The organism is Streptomyces sp. JHA26, assembly GCF_002005565.1.
GTDB lineage: Bacteria > Actinomycetota > Actinomycetes > Streptomycetales > Streptomycetaceae > Streptomyces.
In genome coordinates, this window is the sequence record NZ_BDJC01000050.1 from 1 (window position 1) to 18,619 (window position 18,619).

At 68.0% G+C, this 18,619-nt stretch carries 16 protein-coding genes and 4 pseudogenes; 9 read left to right on the forward strand and 11 right to left on the reverse strand.

Translation table 11 applies throughout. From position 1 onward, the window contains the following. Nucleotides 1-535: 535 nt before the first annotated feature. Nucleotides 536-718: a hypothetical protein gene (locus JHAT_RS25595; protein ID WP_077800619.1), complete on the forward strand. Its 183-nt coding sequence runs from the start codon at nucleotides 536-538 to the stop codon at nucleotides 716-718. Between the two features lie 183 nt (nucleotides 719-901). Here JHAT_RS25595 and JHAT_RS25600 read toward each other — a convergent pair whose 3' ends face one another. Beyond that, the gene (locus JHAT_RS25600; RefSeq protein WP_077800620.1) at nucleotides 902-1,132 is read right to left on the reverse strand and encodes a hypothetical protein; all 231 of its coding nucleotides are present in this window, start codon (nucleotides 1,130-1,132) and stop codon (nucleotides 902-904) included. Between the two features lie 392 nt (nucleotides 1,133-1,524). On the opposite strand from JHAT_RS25600, the pseudogene JHAT_RS25605 reads away from it, so the two are divergent. After that, nucleotides 1,525-1,737 (forward strand): annotated as a pseudogene (locus tag JHAT_RS25605) (IS256 family transposase); the annotation flags it as partial. A 39-nt stretch (nucleotides 1,738-1,776) separates the two neighbouring features. Then, nucleotides 1,777-2,838 carry an IS630 family transposase gene (locus JHAT_RS25610; protein ID WP_216353444.1) on the forward strand — a complete coding sequence of 354 codons (1,062 nt, stop codon included), beginning with the start codon at nucleotides 1,777-1,779 and terminating at the stop codon, nucleotides 2,836-2,838. Nucleotides 2,839-3,143: 305 nt separating this feature from the next. On the opposite strand, the gene JHAT_RS25615 is transcribed toward JHAT_RS25610, so the two are convergent. The 4 genes from JHAT_RS25615 to JHAT_RS25630 all read right to left on the reverse strand — a co-directional run bounded on the left by JHAT_RS25615 (nucleotide 3,144) and on the right by JHAT_RS25630 (nucleotide 6,509). Further along, the gene (locus JHAT_RS25615) at nucleotides 3,144-3,896 is read right to left on the reverse strand and encodes an ABC transporter ATP-binding protein (protein ID WP_077800622.1); all 753 of its coding nucleotides are present in this window, start codon (nucleotides 3,894-3,896) and stop codon (nucleotides 3,144-3,146) included. A 12-nt stretch (nucleotides 3,897-3,908) separates the two neighbouring features. Beyond that, nucleotides 3,909-4,490, reverse strand: a complete 582-nt coding sequence (locus JHAT_RS25620; RefSeq protein WP_077800623.1) for a hypothetical protein — start codon at nucleotides 4,488-4,490, stop codon at nucleotides 3,909-3,911. Then, a complete protein-coding gene (locus JHAT_RS25625) occupies nucleotides 4,487-5,827 on the reverse strand; it encodes a hypothetical protein (protein ID WP_077800624.1) in 1,341 nt (446 codons plus the stop codon). Before JHAT_RS25625 ends, JHAT_RS25620 begins: the two co-directional genes overlap by 4 nt. 124 nt (nucleotides 5,828-5,951) lie before the next feature. Then, entirely contained in the window at nucleotides 5,952-6,509 is a 558-nt protein-coding gene (locus JHAT_RS25630) for a hypothetical protein (RefSeq protein WP_143660507.1), read from the reverse strand. A 483-nt stretch (nucleotides 6,510-6,992) separates the two neighbouring features. Between JHAT_RS25630 and JHAT_RS25635 the strand changes: the two are divergent. The 3 genes and pseudogenes from JHAT_RS25635 to JHAT_RS25645 all read left to right on the forward strand — a co-directional run bounded on the left by JHAT_RS25635 (nucleotide 6,993) and on the right by JHAT_RS25645 (nucleotide 10,085). Further along, nucleotides 6,993-8,285 (forward strand): annotated as a pseudogene (locus tag JHAT_RS25635) (IS256 family transposase). Between the two features lie 602 nt (nucleotides 8,286-8,887). Then, entirely contained in the window at nucleotides 8,888-9,544 is a 657-nt protein-coding gene (locus JHAT_RS25640) for a hypothetical protein (protein ID WP_077800626.1), read from the forward strand. Nucleotide 9,545: 1 nt separating this feature from the next. After that, nucleotides 9,546-10,085: a hypothetical protein gene (locus JHAT_RS25645; RefSeq protein ID WP_077800627.1), complete on the forward strand. Its 540-nt coding sequence runs from the start codon at nucleotides 9,546-9,548 to the stop codon at nucleotides 10,083-10,085. Between the two features lie 351 nt (nucleotides 10,086-10,436). On the opposite strand, the gene JHAT_RS25650 is transcribed toward JHAT_RS25645, so the two are convergent. Then, on the reverse strand, nucleotides 10,437-10,925 hold the full coding sequence (locus tag JHAT_RS25650; protein ID WP_077800659.1) for a MarR family winged helix-turn-helix transcriptional regulator: 489 nt from the start codon (nucleotides 10,923-10,925) through the stop codon (nucleotides 10,437-10,439). A gap of 64 nt (nucleotides 10,926-10,989) precedes the next feature. On the opposite strand from JHAT_RS25650, the gene JHAT_RS25655 reads away from it, so the two are divergent. Further along, nucleotides 10,990-11,370, forward strand: coding sequence for a tautomerase family protein (locus JHAT_RS25655; RefSeq protein ID WP_077800628.1), 381 nt, complete (start codon nucleotides 10,990-10,992; stop codon nucleotides 11,368-11,370). A gap of 40 nt (nucleotides 11,371-11,410) precedes the next feature. On the opposite strand, the gene JHAT_RS35990 is transcribed toward JHAT_RS25655, so the two are convergent. From JHAT_RS35990 to JHAT_RS25670, 3 genes and pseudogenes are all read right to left on the reverse strand, one after another. Further along, entirely contained in the window at nucleotides 11,411-11,761 is a 351-nt protein-coding gene (locus JHAT_RS35990; protein WP_143660510.1) for a hypothetical protein, read from the reverse strand. A 519-nt stretch (nucleotides 11,762-12,280) separates the two neighbouring features. Next, nucleotides 12,281-13,296: pseudogene (locus tag JHAT_RS35995) on the reverse strand (ATP-binding protein). A 110-nt stretch (nucleotides 13,297-13,406) separates the two neighbouring features. Next, nucleotides 13,407-13,787, reverse strand: a pseudogene (locus JHAT_RS25670) (TnsA-like heteromeric transposase endonuclease subunit); the annotation flags it as partial. A gap of 338 nt (nucleotides 13,788-14,125) precedes the next feature. Between JHAT_RS25670 and JHAT_RS25675 the strand changes: the two are divergent. Further along, complete coding sequence (locus JHAT_RS25675) at nucleotides 14,126-15,289, forward strand: ParA family protein (RefSeq protein ID WP_077800630.1); 1,164 nt, start codon at nucleotides 14,126-14,128, stop codon at nucleotides 15,287-15,289. Next, nucleotides 15,286-16,398 (forward strand): ParB/RepB/Spo0J family partition protein, encoded by a 1,113-nt coding sequence (locus tag JHAT_RS25680; protein WP_077800631.1) that lies wholly within the window; start codon nucleotides 15,286-15,288, stop codon nucleotides 16,396-16,398. The genes JHAT_RS25675 and JHAT_RS25680 overlap by 4 nt, the downstream gene beginning before the upstream one ends. 72 nt (nucleotides 16,399-16,470) lie before the next feature. Here JHAT_RS25680 and JHAT_RS25685 read toward each other — a convergent pair whose 3' ends face one another. After that, complete coding sequence (locus tag JHAT_RS25685; protein WP_077800632.1) at nucleotides 16,471-16,830, reverse strand: DUF3099 domain-containing protein; 360 nt, start codon at nucleotides 16,828-16,830, stop codon at nucleotides 16,471-16,473. A 99-nt stretch (nucleotides 16,831-16,929) separates the two neighbouring features. Then, the gene (locus JHAT_RS25690; RefSeq protein WP_077800633.1) at nucleotides 16,930-18,597 is read right to left on the reverse strand and encodes a ubiquinol-cytochrome c reductase cytochrome b subunit; all 1,668 of its coding nucleotides are present in this window, start codon (nucleotides 18,595-18,597) and stop codon (nucleotides 16,930-16,932) included. Between the last annotated feature and the right edge of the window lie 22 nt (nucleotides 18,598-18,619).

The window sequence follows — 18,619 nt, forward strand, 5'->3', positions numbered from 1 at the left end:
ATGGCGGGGGCGGCCTTGGGAGCCTCGGCGGCGTGGGCGGTGGCCGGCGTCAGCGTCAGGGCCGCGGCCGCGGCGCCGGTGGTGACCAGGCCGGTGACGGCCAGGTTGCGCAGACGGGCGAGGCGGGACGCAGCGGTGATCGCGGTCATGGGGGTCTCCTGGGGGACGTCTTTGAGGCGCCGGCCGGATCATCCGGTCGCGGCCTGTCGGGCGTCGGGGCGAGGCCCCGCACAACGCGGCAAACAAGGACGGCCCCGGCAATTCCCGCCCGGCCCGACCCGCTGCTTGCGGCGACGAGAAACATGGTTAACGACCACGAAAACAGGAAGCAAGAACGTGACCTACTACCCAAGAAAGTAGAACCTGCTCAATTCGGTCATTTAGTGGCTTTTCTGTGCGTCAGACCGCTGTACGGCTCTACGATCCCGCTTAGGACGTGACCTGCCTCTCGTGGGAGGCGTCACGCCGAGAGCCGCAAAACCAGGCTTCCGGCCCGGCTTGCTCCACCCGGAAGCCGGCAGAACGCAGCTCGCACATGCGTACACGCGTCGACCGGCCGGCGCCGCGCGGCCACGCCCAGAAGATCGCGGCCCACGGCAAGGAGGAACCGATGACCGTGAAGCTGGACGCATGGGTCTCGAACACTGAGCCGAGGCGCGACCGGCTCACGGCGGACCGGCTGGAGTCGCTGCGGAAGTCGGGCATCGCCCGGGCATGACGCCGGACAGCGAAACCCGGGGCCGCGATGCTCCCGGGGTCTCGTGCGCAGGGCCCACTGCAACGCAGAGCGCAACAGGCGTCCTGAGTGTTATCCCAGCGCTTCACCCCAGGTCAGACGTGCACGCGGACTCTGTTGGAGGCGCAACCCGTCCACGACCGGCACGACGGATGCGTCTCACAGTCACCAGGGCCGGTGGAATGCGGTGCGCTCGGCGGAGAGCTGGCGGAGGAGGTCCGCATCGCTGACGGGCAGGGGCCGGCCGAGCCGCTGGGCTACGTCGCGGTGGAGGCGTAGCCCAGCGGCGTCACCCGTAGCGGCGAGAAGGGCCGACCACAGGGGACCGTCGGGGGCGGTGGTGCGGTCCACCGCCACCAGCAGTTCCACCTTGTCCTCGTAGCTGAGGCGGCCCAATTGGTTCAGTCCGGTCTTTCGCTGAAATCTCGGGCAAGCTGGTGGTGCCCTGCTCATGGGCTGCCTTCCTCAACGCTCCGCGGACGGCCGGCGCGAGGCTCTTCGTCTTCTCCACACGGGTCTCATGGAAGGCGCGTTCCTGGGCTGCGGCCCGCTCGCGTCCCTCTTCACGCTGTTGAGCCCTCCTAGCCTGCGTCAGCCGGGCCTGTCCCGGGAATGCAGAAACTGGCAGGCGGGGGCGGGCGATGCGGGAGAACTGACGCTACGGACTGTGGGGGCGCCGGCCGTGCGGGCTGGTCGCTTGGGGAGGCGGACGTGGGACAGATCGAGCAAGGACTGGAGCGGGGACGGTAAATCGTTCGGTGTAACTCCTGATCATGGAGGATGCGCCGATGACCAATGAGAACGTGGCCGAGCAGGACGCTGTCGAGTCGGCAGCGGCTGTGTCGGCGAAGGCCGTGGACGACCAGCTGATCGACGAGCTGGTGAGCCGCGCCCAGGCCGAGGGCCTGCAGTTGACCGGTGAGGGCGGGCTGTTGCAGCAGCTGACCAAGCGGTTGCTGGAGTCCGCCCTGGAGGGCGAGATCACCGCCCACCTCGGCTATTGATCCGAAACGGTTTGGGTTCTGGGTCGTTGGTGGTGCGTGAGCGATCTGGTAGGGGACGCGCGGCATCTATCGCCGTCGGCGCAGGAGGCCCTGCGGCTGCGGGCGGTGGCCGCGTTGGTGGCGGGGCGGGACCGTGAGGACGTGGCGGAGCTCTTCGGGGTGTCGCTGAAGGCGGTGGACGGCTGGTGGGCGAAGTGGCTGACCGGTGGCCGGGAGGCGCTGGTCATGCGGCCGAGGGGCAAGCCGGTCGGGGTGCACCAGGTGCTGGACGAGGCCGAGCAGGCCGCCGTGCGGCAGGCCGTCCTGGATCATCGGCCCTGTGACGTGGGGCTGAGCGGGCAGTTGTGGACGCGGCGGCTGGTGGGCGAGCTGATCGCGAAGCTGTACCGGGTGCGGCTGACCGAGCCGGGGGTGGGCAAGTACCTCAAGCGGTGGGGACTGTCGTTCCAGCGGCCGGACAAGCGGGCCGTCGAGCAGGACCCGCAGAACGTCCGGTGTTGGCACGAGGAGACCTGGCCGAAGATCCGTGCGCGGGCGAAGGCCGACGGCGGGGAGATCCTCTTCGCCGACCAGGTCGGCATCCGCTCCGCCCAGGTCACCGGCCGCACCTGGGGCGAGAAGGGCAGGATGCCCGTGGTGCGGCGGAGCGGGAACCAGTTCTCGGTGAACGCGATGTCGGCGATCAGCACCAAGGGCCGGATGCACTTCATGGTTTTCACCGAGCACTTCACCGCGGAGGTGATGTGCCGGTTCCTGGACCGGCTCGCCGGCCACTTCGACCACAAGGTCCACCTCGTGGTCGACGGGCACTCCGCCCACCGGTCCAAGAAGGTCCGCGACTGGCTCGCCGCCCACCCCGACGACGTCGAGCTGCACTTCCTGCCGCCGTACTCACCCGAGCTCAACCCCGACGAACTGGTCAACGCCGACCTCAAACACAACCTGCCCCGACAGCACCGGGCCCGGGATCAAGCCGAACTCGCCGCCGAGACCCGCCGCTTCTTCCGCCGACGCCAGCGGCAACCGCACATCGTCCGCGGCTACTTCAGCGGCCCCACCGTCCGCTACATCCTGGACGAGAACCCCATAAGTTTCTGATCAATAAGACATTGTCCGTACGGAATATCACCGTTCGTTCCGTCTGGTACTGGATGGCGCCCTGGTCGAAATCGCGTCGGTTGGTGTCCTGTTCGTCGGTCGGCGTGGCGACAACGACATGGTCGGCGCCAGCAACCCAGTCTTTTGCTGTCTGGGAGGGCGAGGTGTCGCTCGGGATTCCGCAGCCGACTACCGTGTCCAGCCCTTCGTGACCGACCAGGACACTGGCGGTGATTCCTGCCAGAGCCAGGCCTGCGACGACGGGACTGCTCAGCAGGCGGTCGGCGACCATCGTTCGCACGTTTCTACCAAGCCCCTTCTGCTGGGGCGAGGGCGGAGACGGTGGTGTAGGCGGCTTCGGCGCGGCGTGCTTCGGGGGTGTCCTGGGGCGCGTGGGCGAGGAAGTCGTGCGTGGCGCCGGTGAAGGTGATGCGTCCCTGCTGCAGGACGGTGACCTGGTCGGCTTCCTCTGCGAGGTCGGCGACGTCGTGGGTGGACATGAGCACGCGCACCTCGTCGGTGGCGAGGCCGGTGATCAGGTCGCGGAAGATGCGGCGTTGGGTGGGGTCCATGCCGGCGGTCGGTTCGTCCAGGAGGAGGGTGCGGGCGCCGTGAACGAGGGCGGAGGCGACTCCGACGCGTCGGAGTTGGCCTCCGGAGAGCTTCTTGGCTTTGTCGTCGGCTCGGTCGGCCATGTTGACCCGGTCCAGGGCAGCGAGTGCGGCGTCCCACGCGTCTGGCTTCTTCATGCCCTTCAGCCAGCCCGTGTAGGCGACCTGCTCGCGAGCGGTCAGGCCCGTCATCGGGATGATGGTCTGCGGCATCCAGGCCACCTGCTGGAGGTAGGCGGCATCGCGGGAGGTCAGGTCGCCCATGCGCACGGTCCCCGCGCGCGGCTGGTACAGGCCGCTGGCGAGTTTGAGCAGTGTGGACTTGCCGGCCCCGTTGGGGCCGAGAAGGACGGTGAAGCCCTCCGGGACGGTGTACGTCAGGTCGGAGAGGATGGGCGTGCCGGTGCGTCCGTAGCCGAAGGTGCAGGACTCGAAGTTGACGGACATGACGAACCCTTTTCAGAGGCGGCGGAAGCGGACGTGAGCGATGAGTCCGGCGGCAAAGACGATCAGGCAGAACCCGTACGTGGGGAGAAAGTCGGCGGGATGGAGTGTGACGGCCCACGGCCAGGGGCGGTCGAAGTCGCGGTATCCGATGAACATCACGGCGAGCACCCAGCCCACGGGTGCGGCAGTGGCGGCTTGTTCGTTCACCGCGCGGGCCAGGAGCATGAGGCCGGTGAGGAACAGGAGGTTGCGGCCGGCCGTGGAGGCCTCCGGTGATCCGCTGATGCTTCCGGTGAGGAGGCTGGCCGCGAGGGCCGTGGCCATGACCGCGGAGATCAGGGCCGCGTCCAGGTCCCGCACCTTGCGCTGGGCCACGGCTTCGGTCTCGGCGACCGCCTGGGCGAGGCTGTGGGCAAGTGCGGAAGTGACGACCAGGGGAACCAGCTGCATGAGGAAGACGCGGTTGCCCCGGGCTGTGAGCAGGCTCGGCAGCTGGACGTACTGGTCGTGTGCCGCCACGACGAGCGCCACGAAGGCGGCGAGCGCCGGGACGAGAACGGCCTGGACCCGGCGGACCTTGAACCAGAGAGTCACGCGGTGGCCTCCTGCACGAGGCGGCAGGCCTTCTGCTGCTCTTCCCGGAACCACAGGCTCTGCTGCTTCGGCGCGAGCTTGGCTGCATTTCCGGCTCGCTCCTGGACCTTTGCCAGCACCTCGCGAGGATTCTGGAACGATGCACCGTACTCGCCGCGGCGCCAGCCCAGGTACGGTTCGTCCGCCTCGATGAGCGTGGCGGCCCACAGCATCGCAGCATCGTGATTGACGATCCAATCCACCGCCTGACCAGGCTGTACCGACGAGGGGAAAGCGCAGGGAAACTGCACCGCGGTGAGAAGGACCCCGTAGCGCACCCCGGCCATGCCCGAACCGTTCTTCCCGGCCTGCTGCGACAGCGGCAGCCACCACGCCGACCGAGTCGACGGCTTCATGTGGCGACCGGTGAGCAGGCTGTCGGAGACCGTCTGGGGCACCGCCACCTGCACTCCGGCCTGCCGGAGCGTGGTGAGGGAACGAACGATCTCGCCGCGCACCTGGTCCAGGCGGTCCTCAGCGCCACCGCCGTCGGCGATACACACCTGGGGGGCAGTACCGGCGCATCGGGTGGAAGCATGGCCGGCGCTCACCGGCCCGTTCCCGTAGCCCCACCCCGAGGCAGTGTTGGCGCACAGAACCATGACCACCACCGCGGCCAGAGCCGCACCGGCACGCGCACCGCGCCGTACGGCGCGTGAAGCAGGCAGCCACCACACCGCCACTGCCGCAGCCACAGCAGCGGTGAACAGGAACGGGACAAGGAGCGTCAACGGCCGGTACTGCTCACCGAAGGCCAGCGACGTATCAGCGAAACCGGAGACGTGACGCAGCCATACTGGCTCCACCTGCCCGGTCTTCGTGATCAGGTAGTACACGAAAACAGCGGACAGCGGCGCGGAGATCAGCCGTGGGGTCACATGGCCCAGGGCACAGCCGAGCACGGCCCATGCCACCACGACTCCCATGCCCATCAGCAGTGGCATGAGCGCCTGCGGTGTGGGTACGAGCCGGGTCTCCACCAGACGCATCACGACCGGCAGGACAAGAACCAGCCAGCCGGCCCCGAGGACCGGAGCAAGGGTGTGCGCGGCCACCCGGTACCGGGAACGCCCCGGAGCAAGGCCCCACACCCCGTCATGCTTGAGGCGCCCGCCTTCCCACACCGCAAGCCCGCAGGTAAGGGCGTAAGCGAAAGCGTAGAAGTAGAAGAGGGACTGCTCGACCTGCTGAGGTGCCCATAACGGGCCGGCGATGACCTCTTCGTAGGCGTCTTCCAGGTGGAGGGCGTGGAAGAAATAGAAGAGGACGATGCCGACCCAGAGGGGTGCGGTCCACACCGCCGGGCTGGTACGCAGACGGGCTCGAAGGTTCAACAGAGGACACCGTTCTCACAACAGGGACGGGCCGGGAGGCACCGTTCGGTGCCTCCCGGCCTCAACGACGTGGCACTGATGTAGACGCTCAGTCGGCCGCGGTGGTGTCCACGTAGACCTTCTTCACATTGACCACGGCACGGCCGTACGCCGACCCGTTGAGGTGCGCGATGGTGAAGTAGCGGTTGTCACCACCGTTGTAGTGCACGTTCCACTCGCCCTTCGACGTGTAGCCCGAACCTCTGAAGCAGTTCGTGAACGTCTTCGTGCCCATGTCCTTGTCTTGGGCGAAGGGGATGGCCTGCCATAGCTTCACCCCCACGGACTGCCCCGTGGCGCCGACCATGCTGCAGCCGGTGAACTGGATCTCGGTGTAGTCGTTGTCCGCCCAGTGACGCGACTCCTTCGTCGTGCCGCTCGCCCAGCCGGTCAGGCTGCTGGTCCAGTTCATGGGCTGGACCCCGCCGCTGTCGTCAGCAGGGGCCTGGAGCTCGAACAGGCCTTCCTCGTTCTGGTTGAACGTGTGCGCGTCCTCGCTCACCGGCACAGTGTCGTCCGCACTCGCGACAGCGACGCCACCGGTCAGCGCAGCAGCGGTGACAGCAGCTATCAGACCTGCGCGGACCTGGTTTCTGTGCTTGCGCATGGAATCCCCTCCAGATGATGGCCGCAGCCTCTGCCCCACGGCAGAAGCCGGTACGACCAGCTCTCGAAGGAGCACGCTGAGTGATGTCGGCAAGCGCAAAACAGCCGACAAGCGGCATGCCAAACTCCCCCCCTCCCCCAAATCGACGGTGTCCCCCGGTCACTGGTCGACGCGCATGAAGACGGATAGGTCAGATCCGCCCGGCACGGCGATCATGTTAGGCATGCGCCGAATGACGGGAACAAGAGTTCGCTTGCTGGATGACGCGAAAGCGTCACTGCATGCAGCGGGCTCGACCTCCCAACTCACTTGTCCCACATGTGAGTTCGAGGTGAATAGTGGGTGACGGGCGCTTCCCCTCGGTGACCGAAGGTGACCGATTCATCACTCTATGAACGTATGCCGTCAATCGTTGGCGCGGCCGTACCCCGGCGCGAGACTGTAAATCGTTCGGTGTAACTCCTGATCGTGGAGGATGCGTCGATGACCAGTGAGAACGTGGCCGAGCAGGACGCTGTCGAGTCGGCAGTGGCTGTGTCGGCGAAGGCCGTGGACGACCAGCTGATCGACGAGCTGGTGAGCCGGGTCCGGGCTCAGGGCCTGCGGCTGACCGGTGAGGGCGGGCTGTTGCAGCAGCTGACCAAGCGGTTGCTGGAGTCCGCCCTGGAGGGCGAGATCACCGGCCACCTCGGCTATGACAAGCATGATCCGGCGGGCAGGAACGGCGGCAGCTCCCGCAGCGGCACACGCTCCAAGACGGTGCTGACCGGCGTCGGCCCGGTGGAGATCGTCGTGCCCCGCGACCGGGACGGTTCCTTCGAGCCGAAGATCGTCAAGAAGCGGCAGAAGCGCCTGACCGGGGCCGACGAGATGGTCATCTCGTCGGCCGCGAAGGGCCTGACCACCGGCGAGGTGCAGGCCCACCTGGCCGAGGTCTACGGCGCCGAGGTCTCCCGGCAGTCCATCTCCACCATCACCGACAGGGTGCTCGAGGGCATGGCAGAGTGGCAGAGCCGCCCCCTCGACCCGGTCTGTCCGGTCGTCTTCGTCGACGCCGTCCATGTGAAGATCCGCGACGGCGCGGTCGCCAACCGGCCGATCCATGTGGCCCTCGCGGTCACGGTCGAGGGCCGGCGGGAGATCCTGGGGCTGTGGGCCGGCGACGGCGGCGAGGGCGCCAAGCACTGGCTGCACATCCTCACCGAGATCAAGAACCGCGGCGTGAACGACGTCCTCATGCTGGTCTGCGACGGGCTCAAGGGCCTGCCCGAGGCGGTGGAGACCGTCTGGCCGCGGACCTTCGTGCAGACCTGTGTGGTGCACCTGCTGCGGAACTCCTTCCGCTATGCCGCCCGCCAGGACTGGGACAAGAACGCCAAGCTCCTCAAGCCAGTCCACACGGCGCCGACCGAGGAGGCCGCCCTGGAGCGGTTCACCGAGTTCACCGACGCCTGAGGCCGGAAGTATCCGGCGATCGTGAAGCTGTGGGAGAACCCCTGGGAAGAGTTCACCCCGTTCCTGCGGTTCGACACCGAGATCCGCCGCATCGTCTGCACCACTAACGCGATCGAGTCGGTGAATGCCCGCATCCGCCGGGCGGTCAAGGCTCGCGGATACTTCCCCAACGAGCAGGCCGCCCTGAAGTGCGTCTACATGGCAATCATGTCCCTCGACCCCACGGGCAAGGGCCAAGCCCGCTGGACCATGCGCTGGAAGACCGCGTTGAACGCCTTCGACATCACCTTCGACGGCCGCCTGTCGGCAGCCCGCCAGTAGCACCAACCACGCCAGTCACACCGCTCGTTTGACAGACCCTGCCCTTTCACCAGAAGCAGCGTGGCTGGGACCGGGACGGGGTTGCTGGAGACATACGCGCGCCTGCTCGTTCGGGTGCGGCCTTCGTCGTGGCGGGCTTTCGGTGGTGCAGGCCGACAGGTAGGAGGCAGGGAAGGTTCCGGTCGGTGCAGAGCCAGTGGTGGGGCAGGAGTTGCGGGTGCCGACGGCCCTGGAGGGAGGAACCCGCGGACCGGATGGTTGTCCTCGGCATCAGCCCGGTAGGAGGCATGCCGAGACGGACATGCACTTATAGAGAATAGGGGCGCCTGCATCGTTGCAGGTCAGAGGCCTTGATGGGCTGTCAGAACATGACTCCCACGTCATTTTCAGGCTCCGTAAGTTGCTTCCGAAGTCAAGTTGCCCCGTGTTCATTGCGACCTATATGCGCAATGGCGCGACGGGTCGTGTCGCCGTCGTGAACATGACTCCGGAGTCATGTTCGACACGCCCAACGCGCAGATAGGTCGCGTCATTGCTATCTATATGCGCAATCACTAGTGTGCTCCGCGTCTAGGTTTCGATCTTGAGGAGCACACAGCGTCATGCCCGCACAGCCACAGGGGGACCCTCGTCGGGCCCCCGGCTCGTCCTCGCCCCGTGCGCCGAGTGCCAGTAGTCCGTACGCCGGCGCGCTCGGGCCGAGGAAGAACCTCGTCGAACTGCCCGTCGGTCACACGGCAGAGGTCAGGCCCCCCGTCACGGCCGGTGACTTCATCGGCAAGTACTTCGCCCAGGACAGCCTGGAGTTCCTGCGCTGGGCCGCCAGGTACTTCCGGGACGACAATGTCACCCTGTGCGTACTGCTCTACATGATGGGAAGTCAAGAAGTGGGAGGGGCGGTCGAGCTCAAGCAGGCCGAGATCGCCGCCGAACTGGAGATGGATCCCGCTCAGGTGTCCCGCGCCCAGACCAAGCTGAAGCGGCTGGGCCTGGCCTACTCACCGAAGAGGGGAGCCATCCAGCTCCAGCCCGCGGTGACCCTTCGCGGAGGGTACCGGCTGGTCCAGAAGCCCGTTCGAGGGGCGGCCGCCAAAAGGGTCAAGGTGCAGGTGGAACAACTGAGCCTTCTGAATGAACTCGTACGTGACACGGGCGTTCCGGAGGAATTCAAAGACATGGCCCTCCCGGGCGCGAGACTGCCCGAACCGTCATCGAAGGCGCGCAAGCGTAAGAGTACGAAGAGGAAGCCGGAGGCGTGAGATGAGGACTGCAGCGTCTGCGAACCCGGAGCCGCCGGAGCTGACGTACGGCACCTTCAACGGTTTCGCGTACATGCCCGCGATGCCGGGGATCGCCTACCGCGTGCTCTTCCGGCTTCTGGGGATCCAGGAACCAGGAGGGCGCTGCCTGGTCACGGAAGAGGAACTGGCCGAGGCCCTGGATGTGCACCGCTCCATGGTGGGACGTGGTCTGCAGGCCCTCATCCTCGCCAGGCTCGTGTTCCGCCAGACCAAGGGCGTCTACCTCCTCAACCCGATGATCAGCGGTGCCCGCAGCATCACGGAGCACCTGGAGGCCATCGGGGCGCTCGACCCCGCCGACCGCCTCGACGTCGACGACTACCAGGAACGTTACGACGCCGCTGTCGCCCGAGCCGAGCAGGAGAAGAGGGAGAAGCGTCTGGGCCGTGGCACGCCGGGCCGTCCCAAGCCCACCGCATCCGCCACCGAGGAGACCGCGGACGTGCTGAACCTCTCGGCGGCCCGCGGCCGGTCACGCCGGAGGCCCTCCCGGCCGTGACACGGCCGCACAACCATTGAGGCCCCCGCCGAAGCGGGGGCCTCAATGTGTCTAGGTTTCGGAAGGCAGCCTACCGCTTGATTCTCGGTGGAGCCAAGACAGACCCCGGCGCAGACAGTGTGCCGACTCCTCCGGCGCGGGCAAGCTCCGCCGGTCCCGGTCCCGGTCCCCGGCCACGACGGAGGACGGACGAGAGGGCCCGGGATTATCACGCCGTGATAGTGGCGAGGGGGCAGGTGATTATCACGTGTCCTGTCTCAGCGAAGTTAGTCGTCCATCCCTGCGCTGACCTGCGTGGACTGGTTCGGGTGAGACGCGGGGACTTGGTTCGTTGGGACAAATCTCGGCTCGCTAACGCAGCTGAGCGCTCCGATGCTGGTCGCCCGCCTGCTCCAAGGCGGCCTCGTAGGCGTGCAGGGCGGTGATGACTGTGGCGCGTTCCGCGGGGTCGAGGCCGCGCATGACGCGTTCCCAGGCGGAGGCGCTGCCAGAAAGCCATTCACTGATCGGTGCGGCGTAGGCGGGGGCGATGGCGATGATGCGGCGGCGGCGGTCGGCGGGATCGGCAGTGCGCTGCAGGACGCCCGGCCGTGACAGCTCGCTGACCATGAGGCTGACAGTCGTCGGGGCCACCTCCAGCCGAGCGGCTAGCTCGTTGATGCTGGTGGGACCGTCGTACTCCAGGTGGGCCAGCAGTGCGAGGTGTCGCGGTGCCAGGTCCAGGCCCTGGAGCGCCGGGGGTATGGGCAGGCGCTTGGCGCGGCCCACGAGCCGTGGCATGAGCAACAGCAGGGTGCGGACAGCCTCATCGACGGCTGGACCGCCCGATTCCGTGGACATCAGCGACCTCTTCCAGATACCTTTAAGAGCAAAGGCTTTGGATTCAAAGGGAACGAGGTCCACTATGCCGCATCTGACCGTCCACCTTCCAGAGAACAGGCTGGCCGGGAACGAACCCATGCTCGTCGCCGCACTGACCGACGCTGTCGTCGACGTCTATGGCGAATGGGCCCGCGATCTCGTAAGCGTCCGCCTGACCGGAGTCCCCGCAGGCCGTTTCGCGCAGGGTGGCAAGGCCGTGGACACAAATGCCTCGGTGATCTTGGGCGTCCGCGCTGGTGTCTTCGACCGCCCCGACGCCGCCCAGATCACCGCGCGCCTGGGCACCGCGCTCACCGACGCGATCACACGTGTCGTCGGTGATGACCTCCGCGCCGGCACCATGGTCGAACTCGTGCCGTCACCGCCAGAACGTACCTTCGTCGGCGGCGTCCTCACCGTGTGACCCCCGTCTGGGCCACCTCACAACCCGGCTGCACTCAGGCTCAGCAGCGGTAGTAGGGGTGGAACGGGCTCCACAGTGTTTCCGCGTCGGCTTCATCGGGTTGGCGCGGTGGCGGGATCGTTTCGCGAGGGAAGAACGCGTCGTAGATCCTCGGGCTTCGGTAGAAGGCGACGAACTTGTGGGTGGAGAAATGCTGCTCCACCCATTGGATCAGAGGGTCCTTGGGGGCGTAGCCGGGAAGGATGTTGCGGACGGTGATCTGCTCGACGAGCCAGGCGACGTGGCCGGTGGCGAGGACGCGGCGTTCCCGGGTAGGGCTCTGAGGCGTTCGCGGTGGGCCGCGGCGCGGCAAATACGGGAACACCACACCGGCTGGCACCGACTTCCGCACGAGGAGCTTGTCTTCTGCTGCAGATCCTGCCCGCAGTGTCCGTACTGTCCGTGGCCCACCGGGCTTCGTAGGAGGCTTGCCGGCAAGGCTCGGAACACCAGCGAAACGGGCGGTTGCGTTCGACGACGGTGCCGCAGCGGGCGCAGGGTGCTCTGTGGGCGGTGGGCCGGCGGGCGCCTTGGCGCGAGAGCGGGACGCGCTTCCGGCGGGCGGTCAGGGGGCAGCGGTCGGAACACCATCGTGCGGGTCGGCCCTTGACCCTCCGGGAGTGCAGGGGCTGGAAACAGTTGCCGCATCGCGTGTCGATCAGTGCTCGTTGCAGGTCAGTAAGGGGGCGTCCGGTGACCGCGGCCGGTTTCTCGACGAGGGGCGGGCCGGCGGAGCCGACCGCGCAGAGGTGGGAGCGCAGATCAGCGGGCGGGAGGTGGTTGGCGTGCGCCAGGCGCTGGATGTAGGAGTCGACGGTGTCGTCGTCGGCCGGGCGAACGTAGATCGGCAAGCGGGGAGGAGGGATATCGGTCATCGCTGCCTGACGGGCTTCCGGGTGGGACGGACGGACTCCGCTGCATGGTCCAGGGGGGATGGCGTCGAGGCCTTCCTTGGTGACGCGTTCCGTGCCGTTGAGGATCGCGTCGATCGCGGCTCCCCGGATGGCGTGGGACAGGGCGCCGATCATCCCGTCGGTGCGGTTGTGCAGGTAGCGGTCCAATTTGACCAGGCTGCGCGGTGGGTGGTCGTGCAGGATCAGAGTCTCTTCCATAGTCACGATCAGCCCTTTCCATTCGTCGCCGTAGGGGAACGGGCCGGTGGGGACGAGCGTGAAACGGCCCGCGATCTGAGCGCCTCGCGTGCCGACCAGCAGTTCACTGGTCTGCAAGTCGATCCCCGCATAGACGAAGGTGGCGGGGATGCGCTCGGAGAAGTACTTCAAGGTGTCGGAAACCTCGGCGCCGGCCTGGGGCCTCTGCGAGATGTTGTGGATCTCGTCGACGAGCACGAGACCCGTGCGGGTGTCGGTGCAGATCCCCACCACGGCCTCGATGATGTCGGTCATGTTCGACCGGGGACGGACCGGAAGCCCCAGGAACCGGGCGAACTCCGCCGCGACCATGCGGGCGGTCGCAGCGGGCGGAACCGTGATGTAGAGGACCGGGATGCGGTCGCCGGCGTTCGGGTGACGGGCCCGGTCGAGGAGTTCGTGGGCGCGGCCAAGTTGGGCGATGGCGCTGGTCTTACCCGTGCCCTGGAAGGCCCGAGACCACCAGGCCGCGCCGGGCGCTGATCGCGTGCCGGTTCAGCAGGGCCAGGCGACGGCCGCAGATCCGCGTCTTCTCGACGAACGACGTGGAGACCGCGAGCATCCGGGCGTGATGATCGAGGCGGTCCTCGTCGTAAAGGTCTTGCTCGGTCGGTGACAGCTGCCGCAGTTCATCCGAGAACAGCCGGGCCGGGTGCGGAGGCGGGCCGTCGACGAACTTCCGCCAGCCGACCAGAGTGGTCAGTTGCCGGTTCGCCTCGGCGTCGGCCTCCTGCACTGTCGTGGGCCCTGCCGCGGGGCAGGAGCGGGTCACGTGCGCCTCCAGGGGGTGGCGAGCGGGTCGAACAGGCCTAGCGGGATGACGTCGGCGAGCTCGGTGTCCGACTCGTCGACGACCACCGCCGATCCGTCCGCGCGACGCACGAAGTAGTCCGGGGCGTGCCGACGCTCCCGCTCGCCGTCATGCCAGTGCAGCCAGAACGGCTGCGAGCCGGTCCCCACCACGTTCGGATCGAAGTCCATCAGCAGCAGTCGGTCCCGCTCCAGCCACGACTCGAAGCCGACGTGCCGCCCGGTCGTCGCCGCCCAGTACCAGCCCGGGAAGTGACGCTCACCGCGCGACCAACGGAACGTCCGTACCGGATCGACGTCTTCGAACCGGCCCGTCACACAGTCCCGCAGCGGACGCCGACCGCGTCCGTGCGCTACGTCCACGTACGACAACTCGACGCACGGCCCCGCCTGATCCACACCAGCCGGTACAGCCATCCAGCACCCCCCAGCGCCCTCAACCGCGCGACTAGGTTCGCTGAGACAGAAGCCCGAACGACTCGGTTCGCTGAGAAAACGACTTGATTGAGTGAGACGCGTCACCGATCCCCGGCCACGACGGAGGACGGACGAGAGGGCCCGGGATTATCACGCCGTGATAGTGGCGAGGGGGGCAGGTGATTATCACGGCGTGATAATCCGGCCCGGCGACGGTGACCCGGACCGGACTATCACGCCGTGATAACCACCGGGCAGGACATCAGCACCGGGTGAAACCCCGTCAAACCCCGCAAGGTGCTTGCTTTTGCCATCCTCGGCGTCAGTATACTGACGCCATGGCCTCTCCCTACCCTGACGGAGACCGGGAAAAGGTAGCGTCCAAGCTGCCGCCGGCGCTCCAGCAATCACTCAAGGTCCGCGCCGCCGAGCTCAGTCTGGATATTCAGGAAGCCGTCGAGGCGGCCATCAACGGGTGGCGTGCCGGCTCCGCTGCCGCCACGGAAGTGGACACCTCCGGCGCCAGGTCGTTCTCCACCTGGCTCCCGCCGGGCCTGTACGAGCAGTTCAAGGAGACGTGCAGCGGCCGCGGCGTCTCGTACACGCAGGGGCTCGCCCAGTCGATCCGCGGCTGGCTCGACGCGAACCCGTCTCCCCGGCACGGCGTCCGCGGAACGGATCCCGAACGGAAGATCGTCGGCAACCAGAAGGGCGGTGTCGGCAAGACCGCCGTCTCCGCCGGCATCGGCCAGGCCTACGCCGAAGCGGGCAAGCGCGTCCTCATCGTCGACTTCGACCCTCAGGGACACCTCAGCGAACAGCTCGGGGTCCCCCAGATCGAGCCCGGTCACGACAGTCTCGTCTCGCACATGTGCGGCGAAGGCTCCGGTGACCTGCGCGACCTGGTCGTGGTGATAGAGGACCAGCGGTTCGAGAAGCGGCTGCACGTACTGCCCGCCTGCTTCGACGGCTTCCTCCTCGACGCGAAGATCGCCGTCGTGGCGACACAGAAGCGCGGCTTCCAGAAGGAGGCGGCCCTCGAACTGGCGCTGCGTCCCCTCGAGGCCGACTACGACGTCATCATCATCGACTGCCCGCCCAGCCTCGGGATCGCCATGGACGCCGCCCTGTACTACGGCCACCGACGCAGGGGGGAACCCGCCGGTGTCTCCGGCGTCGTCATCCCCGTCCTGGCCGAGGACTCGTCGGCCACGGCCTACGGCATGCTGGCCCAGCAGATCGAGGACCTCTGCCAGGACCTCTCCCTCGAGGTCGACTACCTCGGCCTGGTCGTGAACCTGTACGACTCCCGGCGCGGTTACGTCGCCACGTCCTCCTTGGACAACTGGAAGGCGCTCGGCGACCCGAAGGTCCTCGCCGTCATCGGTGATCTGAAGGAGCAGAGGGAAGCGGTCCGCAAGCGGATGCCGCTGCTGTCCTACGCCCCCTACAGCGACCAGGCGGAGGCCATGCGACAGGTGGCGAGGGGGGCGACCCGGTGAGCAAGGCCGACTCCCTGGGATCGGCACCCGCGTTCGGCGCGGCGCGCGGAGCCCGGTCCTCACGACGCAACCTCATCGACAGGACCATCGGAGGGGACGAGTCGACCGCGGCGGCCGTCACCGAGCTCCCGGTCACCCTCATCAGCGACAACCCGGACAACCCGCGCAATCACCTGCGCAACCTCGACGAGACGGTGCAGACCGTCCGCGAGGTCGGCATCGTCATCCCCATCGCCGTCGCCACGGTCGAGGCCTACCTGCGGAACCGGCCGGAGCGCGCCGGCGACCTCGACGACGGAGCGCAGTACATCGTCGTCGACGGCCACCGCCGTCTCGAGGCCGCCCGCCGCGTCGGGATGGCCACCATTCCGGTCCGGGTCGACAACGGCCGTGTCGCCACCGACGAGGCTCTCCTGGAGGCCGCGTTCGTCGCGAACTACCACCGCGACGACATGACCGACCTCGAAGAGGCCCACGCCCTGAAGACCCTGGTCGACTACTACGGGTCCCAGACCAAGGCGGCCAAGCGGCTGGGCATTCCGCAGAACACCATCTCCAGCAAGCTGTCGCTGCTCAAGCTCACCCCTGAGCTGCAGAAGGACCTGGTGACCGGGGAACGGAAGGTGGAGCACGTCCGCAACCTCGGCAAGCTGCCTCCCGAGGAGCAGAAGGCGAAGGCGGACGAACGGGCGGAGGCGGCCCGCAGGAAGGCGGAGGTCCGGTCGGGGAGGACCGTGGCCCGAACCGCGGACCCCGCCGATTATCACGGCGTGATAATTCCGGAGACGCCTGCCGCCTCGGCCGTCTCCCCGTCGCCACCGGCGCGGTCCGTTCCGGTCGTGCCGTCGGCCGGCGGTGAGCAGGGCGCCGGGTCCGTCCCGGAACCGCGGACCGGCACGGAGGAACCCGGGACGGCGCAGCCGGAAGGCGCGCGGCCCGGGCAGCCGAAGCGGCTCCCGTACGACGACGCCTTCTACTGCGTGCACCACCTCCACCGGAAGATGCAGCCGAAGACGTTCGTCCAGGGGGCCCGGGTGTGGATGGACCTTCTGCGAGAGAAGCACCCGGACGAGTACGAGGCCCTGCTCGCCGAGCTGGGATCCCGGTAGTCCTCGGTACGGAGCCACCCCGTCGGCCCCGGCCCCCCCCGTTGCACGGCGGGGGGACCGGGGCCGACGGGGTCAGGTCGTCGGTCGCTGGTCCGGCGGGATGATCAGGGTGGGCTCGAGGACGGTGCGGGGGGCGGGGGAGTCCTCCGGGACCGGGGCCAGGGGTGGGCGGTGGCCGCGTTGCTGGCGCCAGCCGGCCTGGGCGGCCACCACGGCCACGTAGGGGATGACGACCGAGCCGACGAGGGCGCTGACGGCCACGACGGGCCAGCGGGTCCAGGTGAGGGCCATCAGGACGACGCAGGCGGTGCGGATCAGCATGGCGGTGAGGTAGCGGCGTTCACGGCCTCGCAGGTCCTGGGTCAGCCCGGTGCGGACCCGGGTGATGGACTCGGGGCGAGGGACGTCCCGGTGCCATGGGCTCGTGCTCATCGGGCCTCCGTTCGTCGTACGCGAAACGGCTGCGCGGGTGACCCGTCCCTGGTCACCCGCGCAGCCGTGCGGGTCGGCCCTCTGCGATGCGCCGCCGGGTCAGTGCACGTCCTGGCCCTGCTCCAGCTGCCCGGCGGTGTGCTCGTCGTGTCCGGTGTGCTGGGCGTGGGCCAGTTCCTCGCGGGTCGGCTTCGCGATCTGGCCGCCGTAGAGCCAGCGGCTGAGGCGGTGGCGCAGGACCTCCTTGCGGTGGTCGGGGTTGGGTACGCCGTTGTGCTCGGGCACGGGCGCCGGCAGGGGCCGGTAGTCCTGCTTGGACAGCAGCGCGTACTGCGTGCCGCGGTCGAGGGGCTCGTGCACCTCGACGAACTCGCCGTGCGGGAGCCTGCGGATCCTGCCGGTCTCGCGGCCGTGCAGGAGCTTGTCGCGGTCGCGTCGCTGGAGGCCGAGGCAGATCCGGCGGGTGACGACGTAGGTCAGTACGGGGACGACGAAGAAGCCGATGCGCACCGTCCAGGTGACGGCGTTGAGGGAGAGGTGGAAGCGCTCGGCCAGGACGTCGTTGGCGCCGCCGAAGAACAGCACGAGGTAGAGGGCGATGAAGGCGCAGCCGAACGCGGTCCTGGTGGGGTGGTCGCGCGGTCGGTCGAGGAGGTGGTGCTCCTCGGTGTCCTTGGTGACCCAGGCCTCGAGGAAGGGCCACAGGGCGAGGACGGTGGCCATCAGGGTGGGCACGACGACGGCCGGGATCAGGACGCCGAGGTTGACGGTGTGGCCCCACAGGACGAACTCCCAGGGCGGCATGGCGCGCAGGGCGCCCTCGAGGAAGCCCATGTACCAGTCGGGCTGCGACCCCTGGGAGATCTGGTCGGCACGGTAGGGGCCGTAGGTCCACACGGGGTTGATCTGAGCGATGCCGGCGGTCAGGGCGAGGACGCCGGTGACCAGGAAGAAGAAGCCGCCCGCCTTGGCCGCGTAGTTCGGCATCAGGGGCTGGCCGACGACGTTCTTCTCGGTGCGGCCGGGGCCCCGGAACTGGGTGTGCTTGTGGTAGAAGACCAGGATCAGGTGGACGGTGACCAGGGCCACCATGATTCCGGGCAGCAGCAGGATGTGAAGGCCGTAGAACCGCTGGATCACGTCGTGGCCGGGGAACTCGCCGCCGAAGAGGAACATCGCCAGGTAGGTGCCGACCACCGGGATGGCGAGGGTGACACCTTCGGCGATGCGCAGGCCGGTACCGGAGAGCAGGTCGTCGGGCAGCGAGTAGCCGAGGAAGCCCTCGAGGATGACCAGCACCAGGATCACGAAGCCGATCAGCCAGTTCATCTCGCGCGGCTTGCGGAACGAGCCGGTGAAGAAGTGGCGCATCGTGTGCACGCACAGGGCGGCGATCATGGTGAGGGCCGACCAGTGGTGCAGCTGGCGGACGAGCAGACCGCCGCGCACGTCGAAGCTGATGTCGAGGGTGGAGGCGTACGCCTGTGACATCGGGATGCCGTGCATCGGGGCGTAGGAGCCCTCGTAGACGGTCTCGGCCATGCTCGGGTCGAAGAAGAGGGTGAGCCAGACGCCGGTGAGCAGCAGCACGACGAAGCTGTAGAGGGCGATCTCGCCGACCATGAACGACCAGTGGTCGGGGAACACCTTGCGGATCAGGCTGTGGAAGCTGTAGATCCCGAGCCGCCCGTCCGCCCAGTCCGCGATGCGGGCGCCTTTGGACGTCTCGGTGCGCGCACCCGGTGGCGCCGTCTCGGTCGTGCTCATCTGCGCGCACCCTCCCCTCGCC

Coding starts and splice junctions, on each gene's coding strand:
- JHAT_RS25655 (WP_077800628.1), top strand. CDS start 10,990: ATGCCGCATCTGACCGTCCACCTTCCAGAGAACAGGCTGGCCGGGAAC.
- JHAT_RS25675 (WP_077800630.1), top strand. CDS start 14,126: ATGGCCTCTCCCTACCCTGACGGAGACCGGGAAAAGGTAGCGTCCAAG.
- JHAT_RS25630 (WP_143660507.1), bottom strand. CDS start 6,509: ATGCGCAAGCACAGAAACCAGGTCCGCGCAGGTCTGATAGCTGCTGTC.
- JHAT_RS25645 (WP_077800627.1), top strand. CDS start 9,546: ATGAGGACTGCAGCGTCTGCGAACCCGGAGCCGCCGGAGCTGACGTAC.
- JHAT_RS25690 (WP_077800633.1), bottom strand. CDS start 18,597: ATGAGCACGACCGAGACGGCGCCACCGGGTGCGCGCACCGAGACGTCC.
- JHAT_RS25595 (WP_077800619.1), top strand. CDS start 536: ATGCGTACACGCGTCGACCGGCCGGCGCCGCGCGGCCACGCCCAGAAG.
- JHAT_RS25615 (WP_077800622.1), bottom strand. CDS start 3,896: ATGTCCGTCAACTTCGAGTCCTGCACCTTCGGCTACGGACGCACCGGC.
- JHAT_RS25685 (WP_077800632.1), bottom strand. CDS start 16,830: ATGAGCACGAGCCCATGGCACCGGGACGTCCCTCGCCCCGAGTCCATC.
- JHAT_RS25640 (WP_077800626.1), top strand. CDS start 8,888: ATGCCCGCACAGCCACAGGGGGACCCTCGTCGGGCCCCCGGCTCGTCC.
- JHAT_RS25650 (WP_077800659.1), bottom strand. CDS start 10,925: ATGTCCACGGAATCGGGCGGTCCAGCCGTCGATGAGGCTGTCCGCACC.